The following is a 20,187-nucleotide window of genomic DNA, read 5'->3' on the forward strand; positions in this document are numbered from 1 at the left end:
AGTGGCACCGGTAGCGCCAGTAGCGCCCGTGTTACCTCGAGGCCCAGTGGCACCGGTAGCGCCAGTAGCGCCCGTGTTACCTTGAGGTCCAGTGGCACCAGTAGCGCCCGTATTACCTCGAGGCCCAGTGGCACCGGTAGCGCCAGTAGCGCCCGTGTTACCTCGAGGCCCAGTGGCACCGGTAGCGCCAGTAGCGCCCGTGTTACCTTGAGGTCCAGTGGCACCAGTAGCGCCCGTGTTACCTTGAGGTCCAGTGGCACCAGTAGCGCCCGTGTTACCTTGAGGTCCAGTAGCGCCAGTAGCGCCCGTGTTACCTCGAGGTCCAGTGGCACCGGTAGCGCCAGTAGCGCCCGTGTTACCTCGAGGCCCAGTAGCGCCGGTAGCGCCCGTGTTACCTCGAGGCCCAGTAGCGCCGGTAGCGCCCGTGTTACCTCGAGGCCCAGTGGCACCAGTAGCGCCTGCTGGTCCAGTAGGTCCGGTAGGTCCTTGAATGAACGAAGCAGAATTAACTAGAGCAGTTTGTAATGCTGCTATTAATTTAAGGAGCTCTTGAAGTGTGCAAGGGTCAATTCGGAATAATTTTGTAATGTATAGTAAATAGTTAATGAGATTTTGAAGCTCAATAAATACAGCGCTTGCTACAAAGGTTGGATTTCTTAATATAGTTATTAAGTTTTTAATAATAGCTAACCCTTGTGCTTTCAGGGAGGAAGTAGCGTCTAGTGAACAAATAAATTTACTCAGTAGGTTCAATGTATCGATTAGGTCTTCAATATTTTGGGGAGATGGATTTGCGAAAAGTTTTGGGATTATTTTTGTTAAATCAATAATAATCGCACGAAATGTTCTAAGTTGAGCTTTAGTAATTGGGATTGATGGAGTATTCGGGATTCGTCCGGCGCTACTTGGAAAGCATGGTTTGGAGAATTTGTTTTGATTGTCGTTATAACGAGACATTAAATCTCTCCTTTCTCACGAAAATGTGAACGAAACTCATCATAGTAGATGCAGAAATTAGTTAAATGGTCATAGTAAAATCGTTTGTTTAAAGAAAAAATAGAAAAAACGCCTTACAATAAGGCGTTTTTTCTATTTTCTGCGTATTGATAATATCGCTTTAAGGAAATTTTTGATTTGAATCCAGCGAGTTTTATAATTTCTGATTCAGGAGTTTCTTTTTTTATTAAGTTTAAAATATAGGTGTTACGAAAATGTTGTCCGGAAATTCCTTTACGTAAATTGGCTCTAGCCACTTCGAGGCGAATCATTTTTTGTATAGCAATTTCCGTTAATGCCTTTGGTGCATCATTTTCATATACCCACCTGTATGTTCCACGGTTAAAATCGAATGCGACAAATAATGGATCATCACTATGGTATTTAGGACGAACTGGTTCTGGGATGCTTTTGTAATAATTATATAGTTGTTTTTTGTCTTCTTTTGCTAATGTAATTGTTCTTTCTACACCTGCGGTTGCTGGGATTGATAATGTATTAGTTTCAAAGTGAACGTGATGCATTGTTAATGCTGTAAGTTCCTGTAAGGATAAACCGTAGTCAATCAATAGATTTAAAATAGCAATATTGCGATCCATTAATAAGGGGCGCACAGGAAGTTGTTTTTCTGAAAGTCCTTCTAATGAAGTGACTATATACTTTAACCTTTTTTCTTCATCAGGTGAAATGAAATCTTCGTTACGAAGTGTACGGTCTGGTTGAATAGATATTTCCATATTCTTCAATGGATTAGGAATGTTTAGAAAATGATGCATTCTATTTAGTACAATAAATACACGATGCATCGTTTTTTCTGAGTAATGTCGATTTGTTTTTAAATCGGAAAAGTAATCTTCGTAGTCTTTTGTACAAAGTGTAGCCCATATATTACTGGAAGGGAGCTTTTTGTTTTTTTCTAACCAATGTCCGAAGTCTTCAATGTCATAAACATAACGTTTAATAGTTGAGGGTTTTCGGCCTTTATTCAATAAAAAAATAGAAAAGGCTTGTATTGTATCATGGAATTCCGTTGTCTCCATAGTCCCACCACCTTAATTATTTCTTATATTATAGCAAACTTTTCTGAAAATAGGCATTTACAAGGGGGACAGGAATAATAATATTTGGTGAGTGGATAAAATGAGGTGATTGTATGGAACAATCGATGCGAAAGAAAAACAACAATCAAATTAATATTGTGTTAAACCATCGAAAGAAAATTTCTTTGCCAGCCGCAGAAAATAAAACGGTAATTTCAAATGAAACTGCAATTAAACATGAAATGCTGCAGAGAATTGAAGAAGAGATGGGGAAGCTTGTTGGGATGGAGGATATAAAAAAGATAATAAAAGAAATATATGCTTGGATTTATGTGAATAAAAAAAGACAAGAAAAGGGATTGAAGTCAGAGAAGCAAGTACTTCATATGCTGTTTAAAGGGAATCCAGGTACAGGGAAGACAACTGTTGCTAGAATGATAGGAAAATTGCTGTTTGAGATGAATATTCTATCGAAAGGTCACTTGGTTGAAGCTGAACGTGCTGATCTTGTAGGAGAGTACATCGGCCATACAGCCCAAAAAACAAGAGATTTAATAAAAAAAGCAATGGGAGGTATTTTGTTTATTGATGAGGCGTATTCTTTAGCTCGAGGAGGAGAGAAGGACTTTGGAAAAGAAGCAATTGATACGCTTGTAAAACATATGGAAGATAAACAACATGGTTTTGTATTGATTTTAGCTGGATATTCAAGAGAGATGAATCACTTTCTTTCATTAAATCCAGGGCTTCAATCTCGTTTTCCATTTATTATTGAGTTTGCGGATTACTCGGTAAATCAGCTATTGGAAATTGGGAAGAGAATGTATGAAGATCGTGAATATCAGTTATCAAAAGAAGCTGAATGGAAATTTAGGGATCATTTACATGCGGTGAAGTATTCGTCGCAAATTACATCGTTTAGTAATGGGCGATATGTACGGAATATTGTTGAAAAATCAATTCGTACACAGGCGATGCGGTTGTTGCAAGAAGATGCGTATGATAAAAATGATTTAATTGGAATATCGAGTATGGATTTGATGCTCGAAGAGGAGACGCACAGTACATAAACTGTGCGTCAATTTTTGTGTATAAGTTCGTTTACTCTTTTTTTGCTTTTTCTTGGTGTGTTTTATGGAAGTGTTCCATTTTAGCGCTCTTTTCGTGTGCTGAATTAGGATCGTGTCCAAATTGATTTACTGAGCTTTTTTGAGCTCCTTTATTAACGTGGTTTGTCATTTGTATTCACCTCACTTTAAAAATTAGTATAAACATTATATAAAGAAAAAATCGTTAGAAAAGAAAAACCTCTTTACGATATGTAAAGAGGTTAGATTGCTATTTATGCATTGAACGTTCTTTCGTTTCGATACGTCTGTGCGGTAAATGCCATTTGTAATGAATAGAAACCATGCGGAAGCAAACAATTAAAATGAATAGAATGTAAAGAGCCCAATCGCTAACAATAATTTGAGCTCCAATTAAGAAACCTGCTAAAATTGTCCAAAAGGCATATACTTCAGCTCGAAGAACGAGAGGTTTTCTGCGGGCTAAAAGATCGCGAATGATACCGCCGCCGATACCAGTTAAAACAGCTGCTACAATTGTGGCGCTAATTGGTAAATTTAATTTTTGGGCATATAATGCTCCTTGTACAGCAAATGCCGATAAGCCGATAGCGTCAGTGATATTTTCCCACTTTTTCCAATGTCTAATTAACTTATTTGGAAAAAGAAAAATAATAGTCATTGATAAAAGTGCGATTTGGAATAACATGTCTTGTTGCCAAAACGCGACAATCGGATAACCGATTAATAAATTACGAAGGGCACCTCCCCCAAATGCGGTTGCCATTCCTAAAATATACACCCCGAAAATATCATAATCCTCTTCCATTGCAACAATGGCTCCGCTTAGTGCGAAAGCGATTGTGCCTATGATGCTAAAAATCTCCCATGCCATGAATTTTCTCCCCCGCTAACTAGATGAAATGTGCTTCCTCTGCTATTATATTAGAAGGTTTAAATTTCGAAAAGGATGAGTGAACATATTTGATGGAAGAAAAAGAAAAAGTCATATTAGTAGGCTGTCAATTGCCACAAGATGATGATGAAAAATTTATGCATTCCATGAAAGAGCTTGCATTACTAGCGAAGACTGCACGAGCAGAATTGTTAGTGTCAACAACGCAAAAACGACCAAAGTTTCATCCGGCAACTTACATAGGTAAAGGGAAATTAGAAGAGCTTACAATGTTAACTGAAGAGTTAGAGCCGGATGTTATTGTATTTAATAATGAATTAACGCCGAGTCAAATTCGGAATTTATCCTCAGTATTAGATGCGAGAGTAATTGATCGAACGCAACTAATACTGGATATTTTTGCGCAACGTGCGAAGTCGAGGGAAGGTAAGCTTCAAGTAGAATTAGCTCAGTTGCAATATACAATGCCGCGTCTTATGGGGCAAGGATTGTCCTTATCGCGTCTTGGTGGTGGTATTGGAACAAGAGGACCGGGTGAGACGAAATTAGAGACGGATCGTCGTCATATTCGATCGCGTATTGATGAAATAAAGAAACAACTTGCAGTTGTTGTGGAACATCGAAAAAGATATCGTGAGAGAAGAAAAGATAATAAAGTATTTCAAGTGTCATTAATAGGGTATACAAATGCAGGGAAATCGACACTGTTTAATAGATTAACGGAAGCTGATACGTTTGAAGAAAACCTTCTGTTTGCAACATTAGACCCAACGACAAGGAAGATGCCGTTACCTTCTGGTTATACAGTATTACTAACTGATACTGTTGGTTTTATACAAGATTTACCTACTTCATTAATCGCTGCTTTTCGTTCAACACTGGAAGAAGCGGGGGAAGCAGATGTCATTTTACATGTAGTTGATTCCGCGGATCCTAACTACATAGGGCATGAAAAAACAGTAAAAAGATTATTATCAGAACTTGAAATTAACCATATTCCTGTTATTACGTTATATAATAAAAAAGATGAATTACATCAAAACTTTATTCCGTTTCCGAAAAGTGATTTCTTAATGACTAGTGCTTTTGAAGAAAGTGATTTATTGCGTATAAAAGAAGCGATAGAAACGAAGATGAAGAAAGAAATGGATCGTTATCGAGTGGAAATCCCTCCGAGTGAAGGTAAGTTGTTAACGCTTTTAAAGACGGAAACTCTATTAGCAAAGATGGAGTTTCTAGAAGATAAATTTGTATATGATTGTGCAGGGTATATTTTTACTCATTCATCGCTTAATGTGCAATTAAAGAGATTTTTAGTGGAAGAAGGAGAAAATAAAAATGTTTGATCGTTTGAAAAATGGAGAAAAAATTGCTCCAATCGTAAAAGAAGTAGAGAGTCAGATTACAGAAGTACATAAACGTGCGGATGAAGTAATTGAAAGCAATCAGTTTCGTGTATTAGAAAGTTTTCGTAAACATAAAATTAGTGACTCGCATTTTATCCCGACAACAGGTTATGGTTATGATGATATTGGCCGTGATACGTTAGAAAAAGTGTATGCTGATGTATTTGGGGCGGAAGCTGGACTTGTTCGTCCGCAAATTATTTCAGGTACTCACGCTATCTCTACAGCGTTATTTGGTATTTTACGCCCGGGAGATGAGTTATTGTATATCACTGGGAAACCGTATGATACGTTAGAGGAAATTGTTGGTGTGCGTGGGAAAGGTGTAGGTTCATTTAAAGAATATAATATCGGTTACAATGCAGTTCCGCTAACTGAAGCTGGGCTTGTTGATTTTGAGGCTGTTGCAGCAGCGATTCATAATAATACGAAAATGATCGGTATTCAGCGCTCGAAAGGTTATGCTACTCGTCCATCGTTTACTATTTCTCAAATTAAAGAGATGATCGCGTTTGTTAAAGAAATTAAACCTGATGTTGTTGTGTTTGTAGATAACTGTTATGGCGAGTTTATTGAAGAGCAAGAGCCATGTCATGTTGGTGCAGATTTAATGGCGGGTTCGCTTATTAAAAACCCGGGCGGCGGAATTGTTAAAACTGGTGGTTATATTGTCGGGAAAGAACAGTATGTTGAAGCGTGTGCATATCGTTTAACATCTCCGGGAATTGGCGCGGAAGCTGGAGCGTCTTTATACAGTCTGCAAGAAATGTATCAAGGGTTCTTCTTAGCGCCACATGTTGCAGGACAAGCGCTGAAAGGTGCAATTTTTACAGCTGCGTTTTTAGAAAAGTTAGGAATGAACACGTCACCAGCGTGGAATGCACCAAGAACAGACTTAATTCAATCTGTTCAATTTGATGATAAAGACCGTATGATTGCCTTCTGCCAAGCGATTCAATATGCATCTCCAATTAATTCGCATTTTACTCCGTATGCAAACTATATGCCAGGCTATGAAGATGATGTAATTATGGCTGCGGGAACATTTATTCAAGGTGCAAGTATTGAATTGTCTGCTGATGGTCCGATTAGACCACCGTATGTTGCATATGTGCAAGGTGGATTAACGTATTCGCATGTTAAAATTGCGATTTGTTCTGCGATTGATGAATTGATTGAAAAGAATTTATTAACAATTTCTTAAAGGGGAGCTGTCGATATCGGCAGCTTTTTTCGTATAAAAGTAACGATTTCTGCGATTAGAAAAAAGAATGAAAAAATTTATAAAAAATCATGTAAGAAAAGCTAACATCTATTGACACTAAACATAACATGTTATAAAATGAGAAGCAGTTAAGGCGAAGGAGGAACTGAAAAATGAAAGAAGATAGACGTTCTGCCCCGCTGTTTCCAATTGGTATTGTTATGGATTTAACACAATTGTCTGCACGTCAAATTCGCTACTATGAAGAGCATAATCTTGTTTCTCCAACCCGTACAAAGGGGAATCGTAGATTATTTTCATTTAACGATGTAGATAAGTTGTTAGAGATTAAAGATTTGTTAGATCAAGGCTTGAATATGGCTGGTATTAAGCAAGTGTTACTAATGAAAGAAAATCAAACAGAAGCAGTGAAAGTAAAAGAAGAAACGAAAGAAATTTCAAAAACTGAGCTTCGCAAAATACTTCGAGATGAACTACAACATACAGGTAGATTCAATCGAACTTCATTGCGACAAGGTGACATTTCAAGATTTTTTCACTAAAGATAACTGATTCTGAAGGCGATTAGAGGGACTAAGGAGGAATTTATAATGTCTAGATACACAAAAGAAGATATTTTCCGTTTGGCGAAAGAAGAGAATGTAAAGTATATCCGTTTACAATTTACGGACCTTTTAGGGGTAATTAAAAACGTAGAGATTCCAGTGAGACAATTAACGAAAGCTCTTGATAACAAAATGATGTTTGATGGATCTTCGATTGAAGGTTTCGTACGTATTGAAGAATCTGATATGTATTTATATCCTGATTTAGACACTTGGGTAATTTTCCCTTGGACAGCTGAAAAAGGTAAAGTAGCTCGACTAATCTGTGATATTTACAATGCAGATGGCACTCCATTTGATGGAGACCCACGTAACAACTTAAAACGTGTGTTAAAAGAAATGGAAGCTTTAGGATTTTCAGACTTCAATCTTGGACCAGAGCCAGAATTCTTCCTATTTAAGGTTGATGAAAAAGGAAATCCAACATTAGAATTAAACGATAACGGTGGATACTTCGACCTTGCGCCGATGGATCTAGGGGAAAACTGTCGTCGTGATATCGTTCTTGAACTTGAAGAAATGGGATTTGAAATTGAAGCATCTCACCATGAGGTTGCTCCAGGGCAGCATGAAATTGACTTTAAATATGCAAATGCAATTCGCTCATGTGATGACATTCAAACATTCAAACTTGTTGTAAAAACAATTGCTCGTAAACATGGTTTACACGCAACATTTATGCCGAAACCACTATACGGTGTGAACGGTTCAGGTATGCACTGTAACTTATCATTATTTAAAAATGGTGAGAACGTATTCTTTGATGCAAACGGTGACTTACAACTAAGTGATGATGCTCGTCACTTCATCGCAGGTATTTTAAAACATGCACCAGCATTTACAGCGATAGCAAATCCAACTGTAAACTCATATAAACGTCTAGTACCTGGATATGAAGCGCCTTGTTACGTAGCATGGTCTGCACAAAACCGTAGCCCGTTAGTACGTATCCCTGCATCTCGTGGTATTAGTACACGCGTAGAAGTACGTAGTGTTGACCCAGCTGCAAACCCATATTTAGTAATGGCTACATTATTAGCTGCAGGTCTTGATGGAATTAAAAACAAATTAACTCCACCAGCTGCAGTAGACCGTAACATCTATGTAATGACAAAAGAAGAGCGCGAAGAAGCAGGTATCGTTGACTTACCAGCAACATTAGCGCAAGCGTTAGTTACATTACAATCTAATGAAGTAGTATGCGGTGCACTAGGAGAACACTTACTTGAGCACTTCATCGAAGCGAAAGAGATTGAGTGGGATATCTTTAGAACACAAGTTCACCAATGGGAACGCGATCAATATATGTCTCTTTACTAAGAGGCTTGAACCCTTGATACAACTGGTATCAAGGGTTTTTTAATTCCCTATTATTACAATTTTATATGGTTGCAAAATGAAAAACAGCCACATAAAAGCCAATAATTAATAACAAGTAGTGATATCATAGAAAAACATTATCAGATAAATGTAAGTTTTATATAATTTGTGAAATGAAAAAGCCTTGATACTACGGTATCAGGGTTTTTTTAGTGAAGTTATTGGATATGTTAACTACTAGATAATGGATTGTTTTTGGTTATTTTGAATCATGTTACTAAGAAAATCTTTTCAAAAGAATTGATCTTATCTTTTTTAATCACTTGTGCTAAAACTTAATAATTCTTTACTGCCTTGTACAACGCGAGCGATGATTTTTATGTCCTCATCTGCAAGGCTATAAGTTTGTGGCTTGTGAATCAGATTATTACTCAATGATATTAACGTAATGATGCTCAGTTATAACACAGTCTTATTCAGAATTTCGTTAGTTCATTTTCTAAATTTAGGGAATAAATATAGCTTAGTACCTTGCAATAAACAATACTAAGTGGTATATTATGGATAAATCAGGTACCGTTTATTGAACAGTACTAAGATAGGGAAGGAGGATGGCACTTGAACGTTCAGTTTAAAAAAGGTGTGCTTGAACTTTGTGTATTAGCACTTGTAAAACGTAAAGATAGTTACGGTTATGAACTTGTTCAGCAAATTTCTAATAAATTTTTAATATCGGAAGGGTCAGTATACCCTTTATTACGTCGTTTGACGAAAGAAGGGTATTTTCAGACGTATTTAAAGGAATCTACGGAAGGGCCACCTCGTAAATATTATCAATTAACAGAGCAAGGGGAGACGCAATTTCATTTGTTAGTAACAGAATGGTGTGATTTTGCGAAAGGGGTACAAGAAATTATTGAAGGGGTGGAATGGGATGAGTAAAGAAGGGTTTCTTAAAGAATTATCAAGTTATCTTAGAAAGTTACCAGAGGAAGAGAGGCAAGATATTTTATTGGATTATGAAGAGCACTTTCAGTTTGGACTAGAAGAGGGGAAAACTGAATCAGAAATAATACAAGGCCTTGGTTCTCCGAAAGTAATAGCGAAAGAATTACTTGCGATGTATCGCTTCGATGAAATGAAAAAAAATCCATCGACTTCAAATGTGACAAGAGCTGTTATGGCAGCGATTGGACTTAGTTTGTTTAATTTTATTATTGTGTTAGGACCGTTAGTCGCAATTATTGCTTTTATATTTTCTTTTTGGATCGGTGGTATTGCTAGTGTAGTAACACCATTTTTCGTTATTGGAAAAGTATTTATGGGTACTTTTATATGGTTGGATCTTTTCGTTAGTATAACGTTTGTTGGAGTAGGTTTATTGTTATGTATTATCGCTTTTTATAGTACAAAGTGGTTTAAGAGATTGTGTGTACGATATGTAATATGGAACTTCAAAATGATAAAAGGAGAGTAAATGATGAAAAAACTATTTTTAATCGCTATTGCTTGTATCATTATTGGAGTAATAGGAATTTCCCAAACATATGAAAAAGCAGTACAAACTGCTAAAAAAGGCGATAAAGAAAATGTAATTAAAAACGAAACATTAAAAAATATAGAAGTTAAGTTAGATGCCGGGGATATTATTGTCCAAAAATCTCCTGACTCTTCTTTTTATATCAAGCAATCAGGAGATGTACGTAAACAAGAGATTCGTATCGCAGAAGATGGTGACACATTAAAAGTTATTGGGGAAAGAGAAAAAGGTGCTTCATTTGATTTTTCTTTTTACGATTTTAGGTTTCAAACGTCTAAATTGACTCTCCTTGTGCCCGAACGCTCTTACCAAGATGTAAAAGTAAATTCATCTGCTGGACAAATCGAAATGAGTGATGTGAAAAGTGATAGCGTAAGTGTTAGAACACTTGCTGGAGAAGTAGAGTTGAAACAAATAACGGCTAAGAATGTGGAGGGATCGACAAAAGCTGGTGAGGTGAATTTTAAGAAGGTATTAGGGAAAGTGACCGCAAAAACAACAAGTGGGGAAATAAATATTCAAGATCATGATTCTAAGTATAATCTAGAAGCAAGTTCAACTGCGGGAGATATAGATATTACTTTATCGGAAAAACCACAAGATGCGGTAATTACTGGGCAAAGTGCTGCCGGAGATGTAACAATTTTTAATGAAGAAAATAAAAACGTAACAATTGGAAATGGTAGTAAAAAGATTAGTGGTAAAACGGCTGCTGGAGATGTGACGATTAAAACTCGTTAATAAGAAATAGAATGCATGGAAATCTATCAAAATACAAAAAAGAAGATAATTACCGTATATAAATAAGGTAATTATCTTCTTTTTATTATTTTTTAATGTAAATCACGATATACGCCAATTACTTTCCCGATAACTGACACTTGTTTTAAAATGATAGGTTCTAATGAAGAATTTTCTGGTTGTAAACGGAAATGGTCTATTTCTTTATAGAAACGTTTAACAGTTGCTTCATTATCTTCTGTTAAAGCGACTACAATTTCACCATTATATGCAGACTGTTGTTGGCGAACAACAACTAAATCTCCATCGAAAATACCAGCTTCAATCATACTATCTCCAGAAATACGTAACATGAACACTTGGTCTGCTCCAGCAACAATACTAGCTGGAAGTGGGAAATGTTCCTCTACGCTTTCGACTGCTGTAATTGGTAAACCAGCAGTAACTTTTCCGACAATTGGAACTTGAATAACAGATTGTGTTTCCGTATCCATTCGGTCTTCACCTAAAATTTCAATGGCACGTGGTTTTGTTGGATCGCGTCGAATGTATCCTTTTTCTTCTAATCGTGATAAATGTCCGTGCACTGTAGAACTAGAAGCGAGGCCGACTGCTTGACCAATTTCACGTACGGAAGGTGGATATCCTTTTTCTTGTACTTTTAGCTTAATAAAGTCGAGAATGTCTTGCTGGCGTTTCGTTAACTTTTCCATGTTTTCTAACACCTCGTTTTCTTTCATTTTTCTTATTAATAAGTATAACATGTGAAAAAACATTCTACAAACATAAGTTCGAACAAATGGCGGATTTATGTTACACTATAGGGAAATAATAGGGAGAAAGAGGGGTTCAAAATGAATGCAATTATTTATGCACGTGTCAGTACAACGAAAGAAGCGCAAGAAACATCATTATTACGTCAAAAAGATGAATTATTGCATTTAGCTGAGCGCTATCAAATGAATGTTACTAAGGTGGTTGAAGAGCAGGCTAGTGGATATACAATTGAACGTGACGGTATATTAGAGGTGTTGGATACAATTCGAGACGAACAAATTGATGTGTTACTTATACAAGATGAAACGCGTCTTGGTAGAGGAAATGCGAAGATCGCGTTAATGCATTGTTTACATAAAGAAGGCATAAAAGTATATACGCATACACATAATGGTGAATTACAATTGTCGGATTCTGATTCGATGGTATTAGATATTATTGGTATTGTTGAAGAATATCAAAGAAAGATTCATAATATGAAAATTAAACGAGGTATGCAACGTGCAGTAGAAAAAGGTTATCGTCCAGAAAAAAATTTAAAAAATCGTCATTTAAGTGTAGGAAGAGAGAAAAAAGAAGTGCCAATTGAGGAAATTGTACGTTTGCGAAAAAGTGAACTCACGTTTGAAGAAATTGCAGCAACATTACGTGGATTTGGTCATAATGTTTCAAAGGCGACTGTACATCGTAGATATGTAGAGTATACGAAGCAATTGCTTGATAAAGAAGAGTAACTATTGTATGATAATAATCAGTTTTGATTAGAAGGGGGATTCGAGATGATTAATCACGAACTCGTTGAACGCATTAACTTCTTAGCGAAAAAAGCAAAAGCTGAAGGTTTAACTGAAGAAGAGCAACGTGAGCGTCAATCGCTACGTGAACAATATTTAAAAGGATTTCGTCAAAATATGTTAAACGAACTTAAAGGTATTAAAGTTGTTAACGAAGAAGGTACAGATGTTACACCGACGAAATTAAAAGCTTTAAAAAAGCAAGATAATGCAAAATTAAATTAAAAGATGGGCGAAGCCCATCTTTTTTATTTGTAAAAATCGTTATTTAATAACTTTCCAGTTGTTATTAACTGTTGCTTCTATCGTTTTATGTTCCAATATATAATTAGCGATAAGTTCAGACATATCTGTGGGTATATCTTTTACTACTGGTTTATTTTGAAACATAAAGAAATTCCCCCCGCCACTTGCACGATAATTATTCATTACAACGTCATATTCTTCAATCATATTAAGAGGAGCACTGTTATGCTGTAAAGATTCTACTCTTTCACCAATTGGTTTTGAAATGTTTAATACGTATGAAATCCCTTCCCACATATCATAATTATAATGTTGTGGCTTTGGTTCTATGTAGGTAGGACTTACGGTGATTGATCTATCTGTTTTTAATGTGAAATAAGAAGCAGAGAGTTCAAGAGCATTTTTTATATCTGCTCCAGTTATTTTAATTACTTTTAATGTGTTTGGATAAATATAATTAGAAACGATGTCACGCATTGTTACATGTTCCGGGAAACCTGGAGATGTATTATGGAACAAACTTGTACAAGAAATTGATACATTAGCTATATCCATCTGTATTTTATTTATGAATTCGATAAAAGGATGATCATGCAAACGAGTTTGCATAGCATCTGAAATTTGCATGCCCCCTTGAATGATTCCAATAGGTTGATCAAGCCACTTTTGTGTTTTCTCTTCGTAATCGGCTACCAATGAAAGTACATCTTGGTCCGCCTCAAATCCTTGTACAGATAATAATTCAGAAGAACTCTCTTTTTTCACCCATTTATGTTTCGTTTTTTCGAATGTTACTTTTACTTTTCCAAATGAGTGTCCATTGCATCCGGTCTGTAAAATTGTTACACCGTTAGCCATTGTGTGAGAAATTTCCCGGTGTTGGTGGCCTGTTAATAAGATATCTATGCCTTCAATTTCATGGCACATTGCATATCCTTGGTTTTCTCCTGTTAACACTTCAGTCGGTACCCCGGTTTGTAAATCTCGTTCAACTCCCCCGTGATACGCTACGACTAGTAAATCTGGTTTCTCATGTTCGCGAATATAAGAAACCCATTCTTTTGTAGTCTTTAATGCATCTTCAAATAGTAAATCTTTAATGTGATGGGGTTGTTCCCAATTGGGAATGTAATGCGTTGTCACCCCTAAAATAGCAATTTTTATATTTGATTCAATATGTTTTATTACATATGGTTTCCCGAAATAAGGTTTTTTACTGTTTTTATCTAAAATGTTTGCTGATAGGTACGGGAAGTTCGCAGTAGTCACAGCATTATTTAATATATCCATCCCGTAATTAAATTCATGATTGCCGATAATTGCAGCGTCATACTGTAAGTAATTCGCTAATAAGGACATTGGTTTTTTTTTGTTTTTTTCGTATGTAACATAATGATAAGTAAATGGTGTGCCTTGAATAAAGTCGCCATTATCAATTAAAAGAACGTTTCTATTTTTGGAACGTTCTTTTTTTATAAGAGTAGAAATTTTAGCTAAACCAAGTTCTGCTGGGGAGTTATCTTGGTAGTGAATAGGATAAACAGTGCCATGTATATCGCTTGTTAATAAGATGTTTAAAGTTACAGTTTGATTTTGTTCCAATATGACTCACCTTTTCTATTGTTATCTTCCAATTCATCATATCAAATATGTGAAGAGAATTTTAATGTGAGTGTATAGAATGTGTAAAGATTCTGTAAAAAATCAATTATTTGTAAAAATATGTGATATATTTCTTCATGTTTATGAAAGGTTATTTTATAACAATGAAAAATGGAGGCATTAATATGTTGAAAAAAGTTTTTGCAATGAGCACAACAGTTGTACTAGCAGCGGGATTATTAAGTGGCTGCGGGACGAAAGAGTCAAGTGCAAGTAAAAATGAAGATACGAAAAAAGGGTATGTACCGAAGACTTTAAATGTTCAATTTGTTCCTTCTCAAAATGCGGATACGTTAGAGGCGAAGGCAAAACCGCTTGAGAAGCTATTAAGTGATAAGTTAAATATTCCAGTAAAAGTTAGTATTTCAACGAACTACAATACAATTGTAGAAGCGATGGCATCTAAACAAGTAGATGTAGGATTTTTACCGCCAACAGCGTACGTATTAGCACATGAAAAGAAGGCTGCAAATGTAATTTTACAAGCACAACGTTTTGGAGTAGATGATGAAACGGGAGCCCCTACAAAGGATTTAGTAGACTTTTATAAATCTGAGTTTGTTGTTAAAAAAGACTCTAATATAAATAGTGTAAAAGATTTAAAAGGTAAAAAGATTGGTTATCAAGATGTAACATCATCAGCAGGGTATGTATGGCCTGCAGCTGTTCTATTAAAAGAGGGAATTGATCCGTTAAAAGATGTGAAACCTGTTACATTAAAAGGTCACGATCAGTCGCTTATTGCTCTTTTAAATGGTGACGTAGATGCGGCTGTTGTATTCCAAGATGCTCGTAATATTGTAAAAAAAGATTATCCGAATATATTTGATCAAACGAAAATAGTGAAATTTACTGAGAAAATTCCGAACGATACAATTTCTGTACGATCTGATTTAGAAGCAGAGTGGAGCAAGAAATTACAAGATGCTTTCATTGAAATTGGAAAGAATGAGGAAGGTCACAAAATCATTAAAGAAGTATATTCACATGAAGGATATGTTAAATCTGATGATAGTAAATTTGATATCGTTCGTGAATATGGGAAGAAAGTAAAAACGCAATAATACATATGGAAATGGCAGCTAGCTGAAAGGGGATGTTTTCAGTTAGTTTGCCGTTTTGAATACATAGAAGGTAGGTAAGATGTGTGATAGAGTTTCGAAATGTCTCCAAAGTGTATCCAAATGGTACAAAAGGATTGAATAATATAAACTTGAAAATTCAAAAAGGTGAGTTTGTTGTAATGGTAGGGCTGTCTGGAGCTGGAAAATCTACACTTCTCAGATCCGTAAATCGTCTTCATGAGATTACCGAAGGAGAAATCATTATTGAAGGTGAGTCTATTACTGCTGCGAAAGGAAAAGAATTAAGGCGTATGCGCCGGGATATCGGTATGATCTTCCAAAGTTTTAATCTTGTAAAGCGATCAACAGTATTAAAAAATGTATTAGCTGGTCGTATTGGATATCATTCCACATTACGTACAACGTTAGGTTTGTTTCCGAAAGAAGATGTGGAGCTCGCATTTCAAGCGTTAAAAAGAGTGAATATTTTAGAAAAAGCATATGCACGTGCTGATGAATTATCAGGAGGACAACAGCAACGTGTATCAATAGCTAGAGAATTGGCACAAGAAGCAAAAATCATATTGGCAGATGAGCCTGTTGCATCGTTAGATCCACTTACGACAAAGCAAGTATTAAATGATTTGAAAAAAATCAATGAAGATTTTGGAATTACAACAATTGTGAATTTGCATTCTATTGATTTAGCTAGGCAATATGCGACACGTATTATTGGATTACATGCAGGAGAAATTGTTTTTGATGGTTCAGTAGAAGAGGCGACAGATGAAAAATTTGCTGAAATTTATGGAGATGTAGCACAGAAAAATGAATTGTTAGAGGTGGCAGTTAAATGAGTGACGTAACGATATATTCGAAATCGATACCGAAGCCGCCGAGTAAGTTAAAACATATGTTAACGTTTATTCTAGTCATTTTACTGTTGTGGGGAAGTAGTATACAGGTCGACGCATCATTTTCAAAGCTAGTAGTTGGTTTTCCTAATATGATGGATTTGTTAAAAGAAATGGTGCCGCCAGATTGGAGTTATTTTCAAGTTATTACAACAGCGATGTTAGATACAATACGTATGGCGATTATTGGGACGACCTTAGGAGCGATTTTAGCTATTCCACTTGCACTGTTTGCAGCAAGTAATGTGTTTACTAACACATTTTTATACAGTCTAGCTCGAATGATTTTAAATTTGATACGAACGATACCAGATTTATTATTAGCGGCAATTTTCGTAGCGATTTTTGGAATTGGGCCACTTCCAGGTATTTTGGCTCTTACTTTTTTTTCAATTGGACTTGTAGCGAAATTGTTGTATGAGTCAATTGAATCAATTGATCCAGGTCCGTTAGAGGCGATGACAGCGGTAGGAGCTAATAAGGTGCAATGGATTGTTTATGGGGTAATTCCGCAAGTGAAAGCACATTTTGTCTCCTATGTTCTTTATACATTTGAGGTGAACGTACGTGCAGCAGCTGTTTTAGGTTTAGTAGGAGCAGGTGGTATTGGACTATATTATGATCGTACACTTGGATTTTTACAATATAAACAAACTGCTTCTATAATTATTTATACCCTTATTGTTGTTTTGTTAATTGACTACATTAGTACATTGTTACGGGAGAAACTATAATGAATAGAACGACGATGATTGTGCCAAAACCGAAGAAACCGAGTATATATCGCTGGATTATTTTAATAGCACTTACAGTTGTATATGTATGGGCCTTTTCAGGAGTACCATTAGAGGGGATAAAGGACACAGCAGGTGAAATCACGAAAGCAATTATGACAGGGATATTGAATCCAGACTGGTCGTATGTATCTTTGCCAGATGGTGAAGATTTATTACATGGATTAATTGATACGTTGGCAATTGCAATATTAGGTACATTTATTTCTGCATTTTTATCTGTTCCGTTTGCCTTTTGGGCGGCAACGAATATGAGTAGTGGAAAATTAACTTCAGGATCTGGGAAATTTGTACTTAGTTTTGTTCGTACGTTTCCTGAATTAGTTATGGCTCTTTTATTTATAAAAGCTGTTGGTCCAGGCTCTTTTGCAGGAGTATTGGCCTTAGGATTACATTCTATTGGAATGTTAGGGAAACTATATTCAGAAGGAATTGAAAACATAGATAAAGGACCGACGGAAGCGTTACTAGCAACAGGAGCAAACCGTTTTCAAATACTTTGGTATGCAGTGTTACCACAAGTGTTACCGGATTTTCTATCGTATACGTTATACAGATTTGAAATTAATGTACGATCCGCTGCGATTTTAGGGGTTATTGGAGCAGGAGGGATTGGTACACCTTTAATTTTTGCGCTGAGTTCACGGAATTGGTCTCGTGTTGGTATTATTTTATTAGGTATCATTTTAATGGTAATTATAATTGATTGGATTTCAAGTTCGATTCGGAAACGGATTGTTTAACTTATTTGAAAAGCATCGAAGTTAGATGCTTTTTGTGTTTTTAAAAACGTATTAAAAAAAGTAAGTATAGAAGAATTTTGTATAAATATGCAGATAATTCCCTTTCTTTTTAAAATAAAAATAATGAAAAAGTATGTCATATTGAATGCCCATACATTCACGGAAACATTGATTTTTTTATAAAAAATCAAAAAAATATCAACATATTTGTCGATACATGTTGTATAATCTTGCGTGGGAAGCTATCATATAAATGTATAAAACGTTTACTAATATAAGCGAAGGGAAGAATAGCATGTCACATTCAATCGAACAACTTTCTATCAACACGATTCGCACATTATCCATCGATGCGATTGAAAAAGCAAACTCTGGTCACCCAGGAATGCCAATGGGTGCAGCACCAATGGCTTATACATTATGGACTCAATTTATGAAACACAATCCAAATAACCCAACGTGGTTTAACCGTGATCGTTTCGTATTATCTGCAGGTCATGGTTCAATGTTATTATACAGCCTACTTCACCTATCTGGTTATGATGTAACAATGGATGACTTAAAGAACTTCCGTCAATGGGGAAGCAAAACTCCAGGACATCCTGAGTACGGTCATACAGCTGGTGTAGATGCAACGACTGGTCCACTTGGACAAGGTATTGCAACTGCTGTAGGTATGGCAATGGCTGAAAGACATTTAGCTGCTAAATATAACCGTGATGCGTATAGTGTAGTAGATCATTATACATACGCTATTTGTGGTGATGGAGATTTAATGGAGGGCGTTTCTGCTGAAGCATCTTCATTAGCTGCTCATTTACAATTAGGTCGTCTTGTTGTGCTTTATGATTCAAACGATATTTCATTAGATGGCGATTTAAATCGTTCATTCTCTGAAAGTGTAGAAGATCGTTACAAAGCATACGGATGGCAAGTAATCCGTGTTGAGGATGGAAACGATATTGAAGCAATCGCGAAAGCAATTGAAGAAGCGAAAGCTGACGAAAAACGCCCAACGCTAATTGAAGTAAGAACGACAATTGGTTTCGGTTCTCCAAACAAATCAGGAAAATCAGCTTCACATGGTTCTCCACTTGGTGTAGAAGAAACGAAATTAACGAAAGAAGCATATGCTTGGACTGCTGAGCAAGACTTCCACGTAGCAGAAGAAGTATATGACAACTTCCGTAAAACAGTACAAGATGTTGGTGAAACTGCGCAAGCTGAGTGGAACACGATGCTAGGTGAATATGCACAAGCATACCCAGAATTAGCAAACGAATTCCAAGCAGCAATGAACGGTCAACTTCCAGAAGGTTGGGAGCAAAACCTACCAACTTATGAATTAGGATCAAAAGCAGCAACTCGTAATTCTTCTGGTGCTGTAATTAATGCAATTGCAGAGTCTGTACCATCATTCTTCGGTGGATCTGCTGACCTTGCTGGTTCTAACAAAACATACATGAATAACGAAAAAGACTTTACAAGAGATGATTACAGCGGTAAAAACATTTGGTACGGTGTACGTGAGTTCGCAATGGGTGCAGCAATGAACGGTATTGCACTACATGGTGGTTTAAAAACTTATGGTGGTACGTTCTTCGTATTCTCTGATTACTTACGTCCAGCAATTCGCCTTGCAGCATTAATGCAATTGCCAGTAACGTATGTATTCACACATGACAGTATCGCTGTTGGTGAAGATGGTCCAACACATGAACCAATCGAGCAATTAGCAGCGCTTCGTGCAATGCCAAACGTTTCTGTTATCCGTCCTGCTGATGGTAACGAATCTGTTGCAGCTTGGAGACTTGCTTTAGAATCTACAAACAAACCAACTGCTTTAGTATTAACTCGTCAAGACCTTCCAACATTAGAAGGTGCAAAAGATGATACGTATGAAAAAGTAGCAAAAGGTGCATATGTAGTTTCTGCAAGCAAGAAAGAAACGGCTGATGTAATCTTACTTGCAACTGGATCTGAAGTAAGCCTAGCTGTTGAAGCTCAAAAAGCATTAGCAGTAGACGGCGTTGACGCAGCTGTTGTCAGCATGCCATCTATGGATCGCTTCGAAGCTCAAACTGCAGAGTACAAAGAATCTGTATTACCAAAAGCAGTAACAAAACGTTTCGCAATCGAAATGGGTGCTACATTCGGATGGCACCGTTACGTAGGTCTTGAAGGAGATGTGTTAGGTATCGATACGTTCGGTGCTTCTGCTCCTGGTGAAAAGATTATGGAAGAGTATGGATTTACTGTAGAGAACGTTGTTCGTAAAGTAAAAGAAATGCTTTAATGATTTCAGAAAAATCTCTCCGGCATGGAGAGGTTTTTCTA

The 20,187-nt window shown here is 36.4% G+C and carries 21 protein-coding genes; 15 read left to right on the forward strand and 6 right to left on the reverse strand.

What is annotated here, in order from left to right; genetic code table 11:
* Together ACTFR8_RS14140 and ACTFR8_RS14145 are read right to left on the reverse strand one after the other, a co-directional pair.
* Positions 1-957 (reverse strand): collagen-like repeat preface domain-containing protein (locus ACTFR8_RS14140; RefSeq protein ID WP_440027443.1); only part of this gene is annotated, 957 nt, incomplete at its 3' end.
* Positions 958-1,070: 113 nt separating this feature from the next.
* Positions 1,071-2,036: a tyrosine-type recombinase/integrase gene (locus ACTFR8_RS14145; protein ID WP_000450319.1), complete on the reverse strand. Its 966-nt coding sequence runs from the start codon at positions 2,034-2,036 to the stop codon at positions 1,071-1,073.
* Positions 2,037-2,149: 113 nt separating this feature from the next.
* On the opposite strand from ACTFR8_RS14145, the gene spoVK reads away from it, so the two are divergent.
* Complete coding sequence (spoVK, locus tag ACTFR8_RS14150) at positions 2,150-3,106, forward strand: stage V sporulation protein K (protein WP_000438175.1); 957 nt, start codon at positions 2,150-2,152, stop codon at positions 3,104-3,106.
* 31 nt (positions 3,107-3,137) lie between these two features.
* On the opposite strand, the gene ACTFR8_RS14155 is transcribed toward spoVK, so the two are convergent.
* Positions 3,138-3,275, reverse strand: a complete 138-nt coding sequence (locus tag ACTFR8_RS14155; protein ID WP_000181501.1) for a hypothetical protein — start codon at positions 3,273-3,275, stop codon at positions 3,138-3,140.
* Between the two features lie 99 nt (positions 3,276-3,374).
* Positions 3,375-3,998 carry a trimeric intracellular cation channel family protein gene (locus tag ACTFR8_RS14160; RefSeq protein ID WP_000312267.1) on the reverse strand — a complete coding sequence of 208 codons (624 nt, stop codon included), beginning with the start codon at positions 3,996-3,998 and terminating at the stop codon, positions 3,375-3,377.
* A gap of 92 nt (positions 3,999-4,090) precedes the next feature.
* On the opposite strand from ACTFR8_RS14160, the gene hflX reads away from it, so the two are divergent.
* From hflX to ACTFR8_RS14195, 7 genes are all read left to right on the forward strand, one after another.
* Complete coding sequence (gene hflX / locus ACTFR8_RS14165; protein WP_252210029.1) at positions 4,091-5,365, forward strand: GTPase HflX; 1,275 nt, start codon at positions 4,091-4,093, stop codon at positions 5,363-5,365.
* Positions 5,358-6,629 carry a methionine gamma-lyase family protein gene (locus ACTFR8_RS14170; RefSeq protein WP_000460290.1) on the forward strand — a complete coding sequence of 424 codons (1,272 nt, stop codon included), beginning with the start codon at positions 5,358-5,360 and terminating at the stop codon, positions 6,627-6,629. Before hflX ends, ACTFR8_RS14170 begins: the two co-directional genes overlap by 8 nt.
* A 173-nt stretch (positions 6,630-6,802) precedes the next feature.
* Complete coding sequence (gene glnR, locus ACTFR8_RS14175; protein ID WP_000656783.1) at positions 6,803-7,192, forward strand: transcriptional repressor GlnR; 390 nt, start codon at positions 6,803-6,805, stop codon at positions 7,190-7,192.
* Between the two features lie 48 nt (positions 7,193-7,240).
* Positions 7,241-8,575, forward strand: a complete 1,335-nt coding sequence (gene glnA / locus ACTFR8_RS14180; RefSeq protein ID WP_000092763.1) for a type I glutamate--ammonia ligase — start codon at positions 7,241-7,243, stop codon at positions 8,573-8,575.
* Between the two features lie 618 nt (positions 8,576-9,193).
* A complete protein-coding gene (locus ACTFR8_RS14185; RefSeq protein ID WP_001102627.1) occupies positions 9,194-9,517 on the forward strand; it encodes a PadR family transcriptional regulator in 324 nt (107 codons plus the stop codon).
* Positions 9,510-10,052, forward strand: coding sequence for a DUF1700 domain-containing protein (locus ACTFR8_RS14190; RefSeq protein WP_000031383.1), 543 nt, complete (start codon positions 9,510-9,512; stop codon positions 10,050-10,052). Before ACTFR8_RS14185 ends, ACTFR8_RS14190 begins: the two co-directional genes overlap by 8 nt.
* Positions 10,053-10,856, forward strand: a complete 804-nt coding sequence (locus ACTFR8_RS14195) for a DUF4097 family beta strand repeat-containing protein (protein ID WP_000976240.1) — start codon at positions 10,053-10,055, stop codon at positions 10,854-10,856.
* 92 nt (positions 10,857-10,948) lie between these two features.
* On the opposite strand, the gene lexA is transcribed toward ACTFR8_RS14195, so the two are convergent.
* Positions 10,949-11,569, reverse strand: a complete 621-nt coding sequence (gene lexA / locus ACTFR8_RS14200) for a transcriptional repressor LexA (protein WP_252209666.1) — start codon at positions 11,567-11,569, stop codon at positions 10,949-10,951.
* Positions 11,570-11,710: 141 nt separating this feature from the next.
* Between lexA and ACTFR8_RS14205 the strand changes: the two genes are divergently transcribed.
* Together ACTFR8_RS14205 and ACTFR8_RS14210 are read left to right on the forward strand one after the other, a co-directional pair.
* Positions 11,711-12,367 carry a YneB family resolvase-like protein gene (locus tag ACTFR8_RS14205; RefSeq protein ID WP_100619807.1) on the forward strand — a complete coding sequence of 219 codons (657 nt, stop codon included), beginning with the start codon at positions 11,711-11,713 and terminating at the stop codon, positions 12,365-12,367.
* Positions 12,368-12,412: 45 nt separating this feature from the next.
* A complete protein-coding gene (locus ACTFR8_RS14210) occupies positions 12,413-12,652 on the forward strand; it encodes a DUF896 domain-containing protein (RefSeq protein ID WP_000607015.1) in 240 nt (79 codons plus the stop codon).
* Positions 12,653-12,691: 39 nt separating this feature from the next.
* On the opposite strand, the gene ACTFR8_RS14215 is transcribed toward ACTFR8_RS14210, so the two are convergent.
* Positions 12,692-14,275 (reverse strand): bifunctional metallophosphatase/5'-nucleotidase, encoded by a 1,584-nt coding sequence (locus ACTFR8_RS14215; RefSeq protein WP_252209665.1) that lies wholly within the window; start codon positions 14,273-14,275, stop codon positions 12,692-12,694.
* Between the two features lie 185 nt (positions 14,276-14,460).
* Between ACTFR8_RS14215 and ACTFR8_RS14220 the strand changes: the two genes are divergently transcribed.
* The 5 genes from ACTFR8_RS14220 (at position 14,461) to tkt (ending at position 20,146) form a co-directional block, all read left to right on the forward strand.
* Positions 14,461-15,399, forward strand: coding sequence for a phosphate/phosphite/phosphonate ABC transporter substrate-binding protein (locus tag ACTFR8_RS14220; protein WP_000915051.1), 939 nt, complete (start codon positions 14,461-14,463; stop codon positions 15,397-15,399).
* Between the two features lie 83 nt (positions 15,400-15,482).
* Positions 15,483-16,256: a phosphonate ABC transporter ATP-binding protein gene (gene phnC / locus ACTFR8_RS14225; protein ID WP_252209664.1), complete on the forward strand. Its 774-nt coding sequence runs from the start codon at positions 15,483-15,485 to the stop codon at positions 16,254-16,256.
* Positions 16,253-17,047, forward strand: coding sequence for a phosphonate ABC transporter, permease protein PhnE (gene phnE, locus ACTFR8_RS14230; protein WP_001286373.1), 795 nt, complete (start codon positions 16,253-16,255; stop codon positions 17,045-17,047). The genes phnC and phnE (ACTFR8_RS14230) overlap by 4 nt, the downstream gene beginning before the upstream one ends.
* The gene (phnE, locus tag ACTFR8_RS14235; protein ID WP_001082389.1) at positions 17,047-17,850 is read left to right on the forward strand and encodes a phosphonate ABC transporter, permease protein PhnE; all 804 of its coding nucleotides are present in this window, start codon (positions 17,047-17,049) and stop codon (positions 17,848-17,850) included. The genes phnE (ACTFR8_RS14230) and phnE (ACTFR8_RS14235) overlap by 1 nt, the downstream gene beginning before the upstream one ends.
* A 295-nt stretch (positions 17,851-18,145) precedes the next feature.
* Positions 18,146-20,146, forward strand: coding sequence for a transketolase (tkt, locus tag ACTFR8_RS14240; protein ID WP_000019782.1), 2,001 nt, complete (start codon positions 18,146-18,148; stop codon positions 20,144-20,146).
* Positions 20,147-20,187 lie beyond the last annotated feature (41 nt).

The sequence above is a fragment of the Bacillus cereus group sp. MYBK15-3 genome (assembly GCF_051916765.1).
GTDB classification, from domain to species: domain Bacteria; phylum Bacillota; class Bacilli; order Bacillales; family Bacillaceae_G; genus Bacillus_A; species Bacillus_A cereus.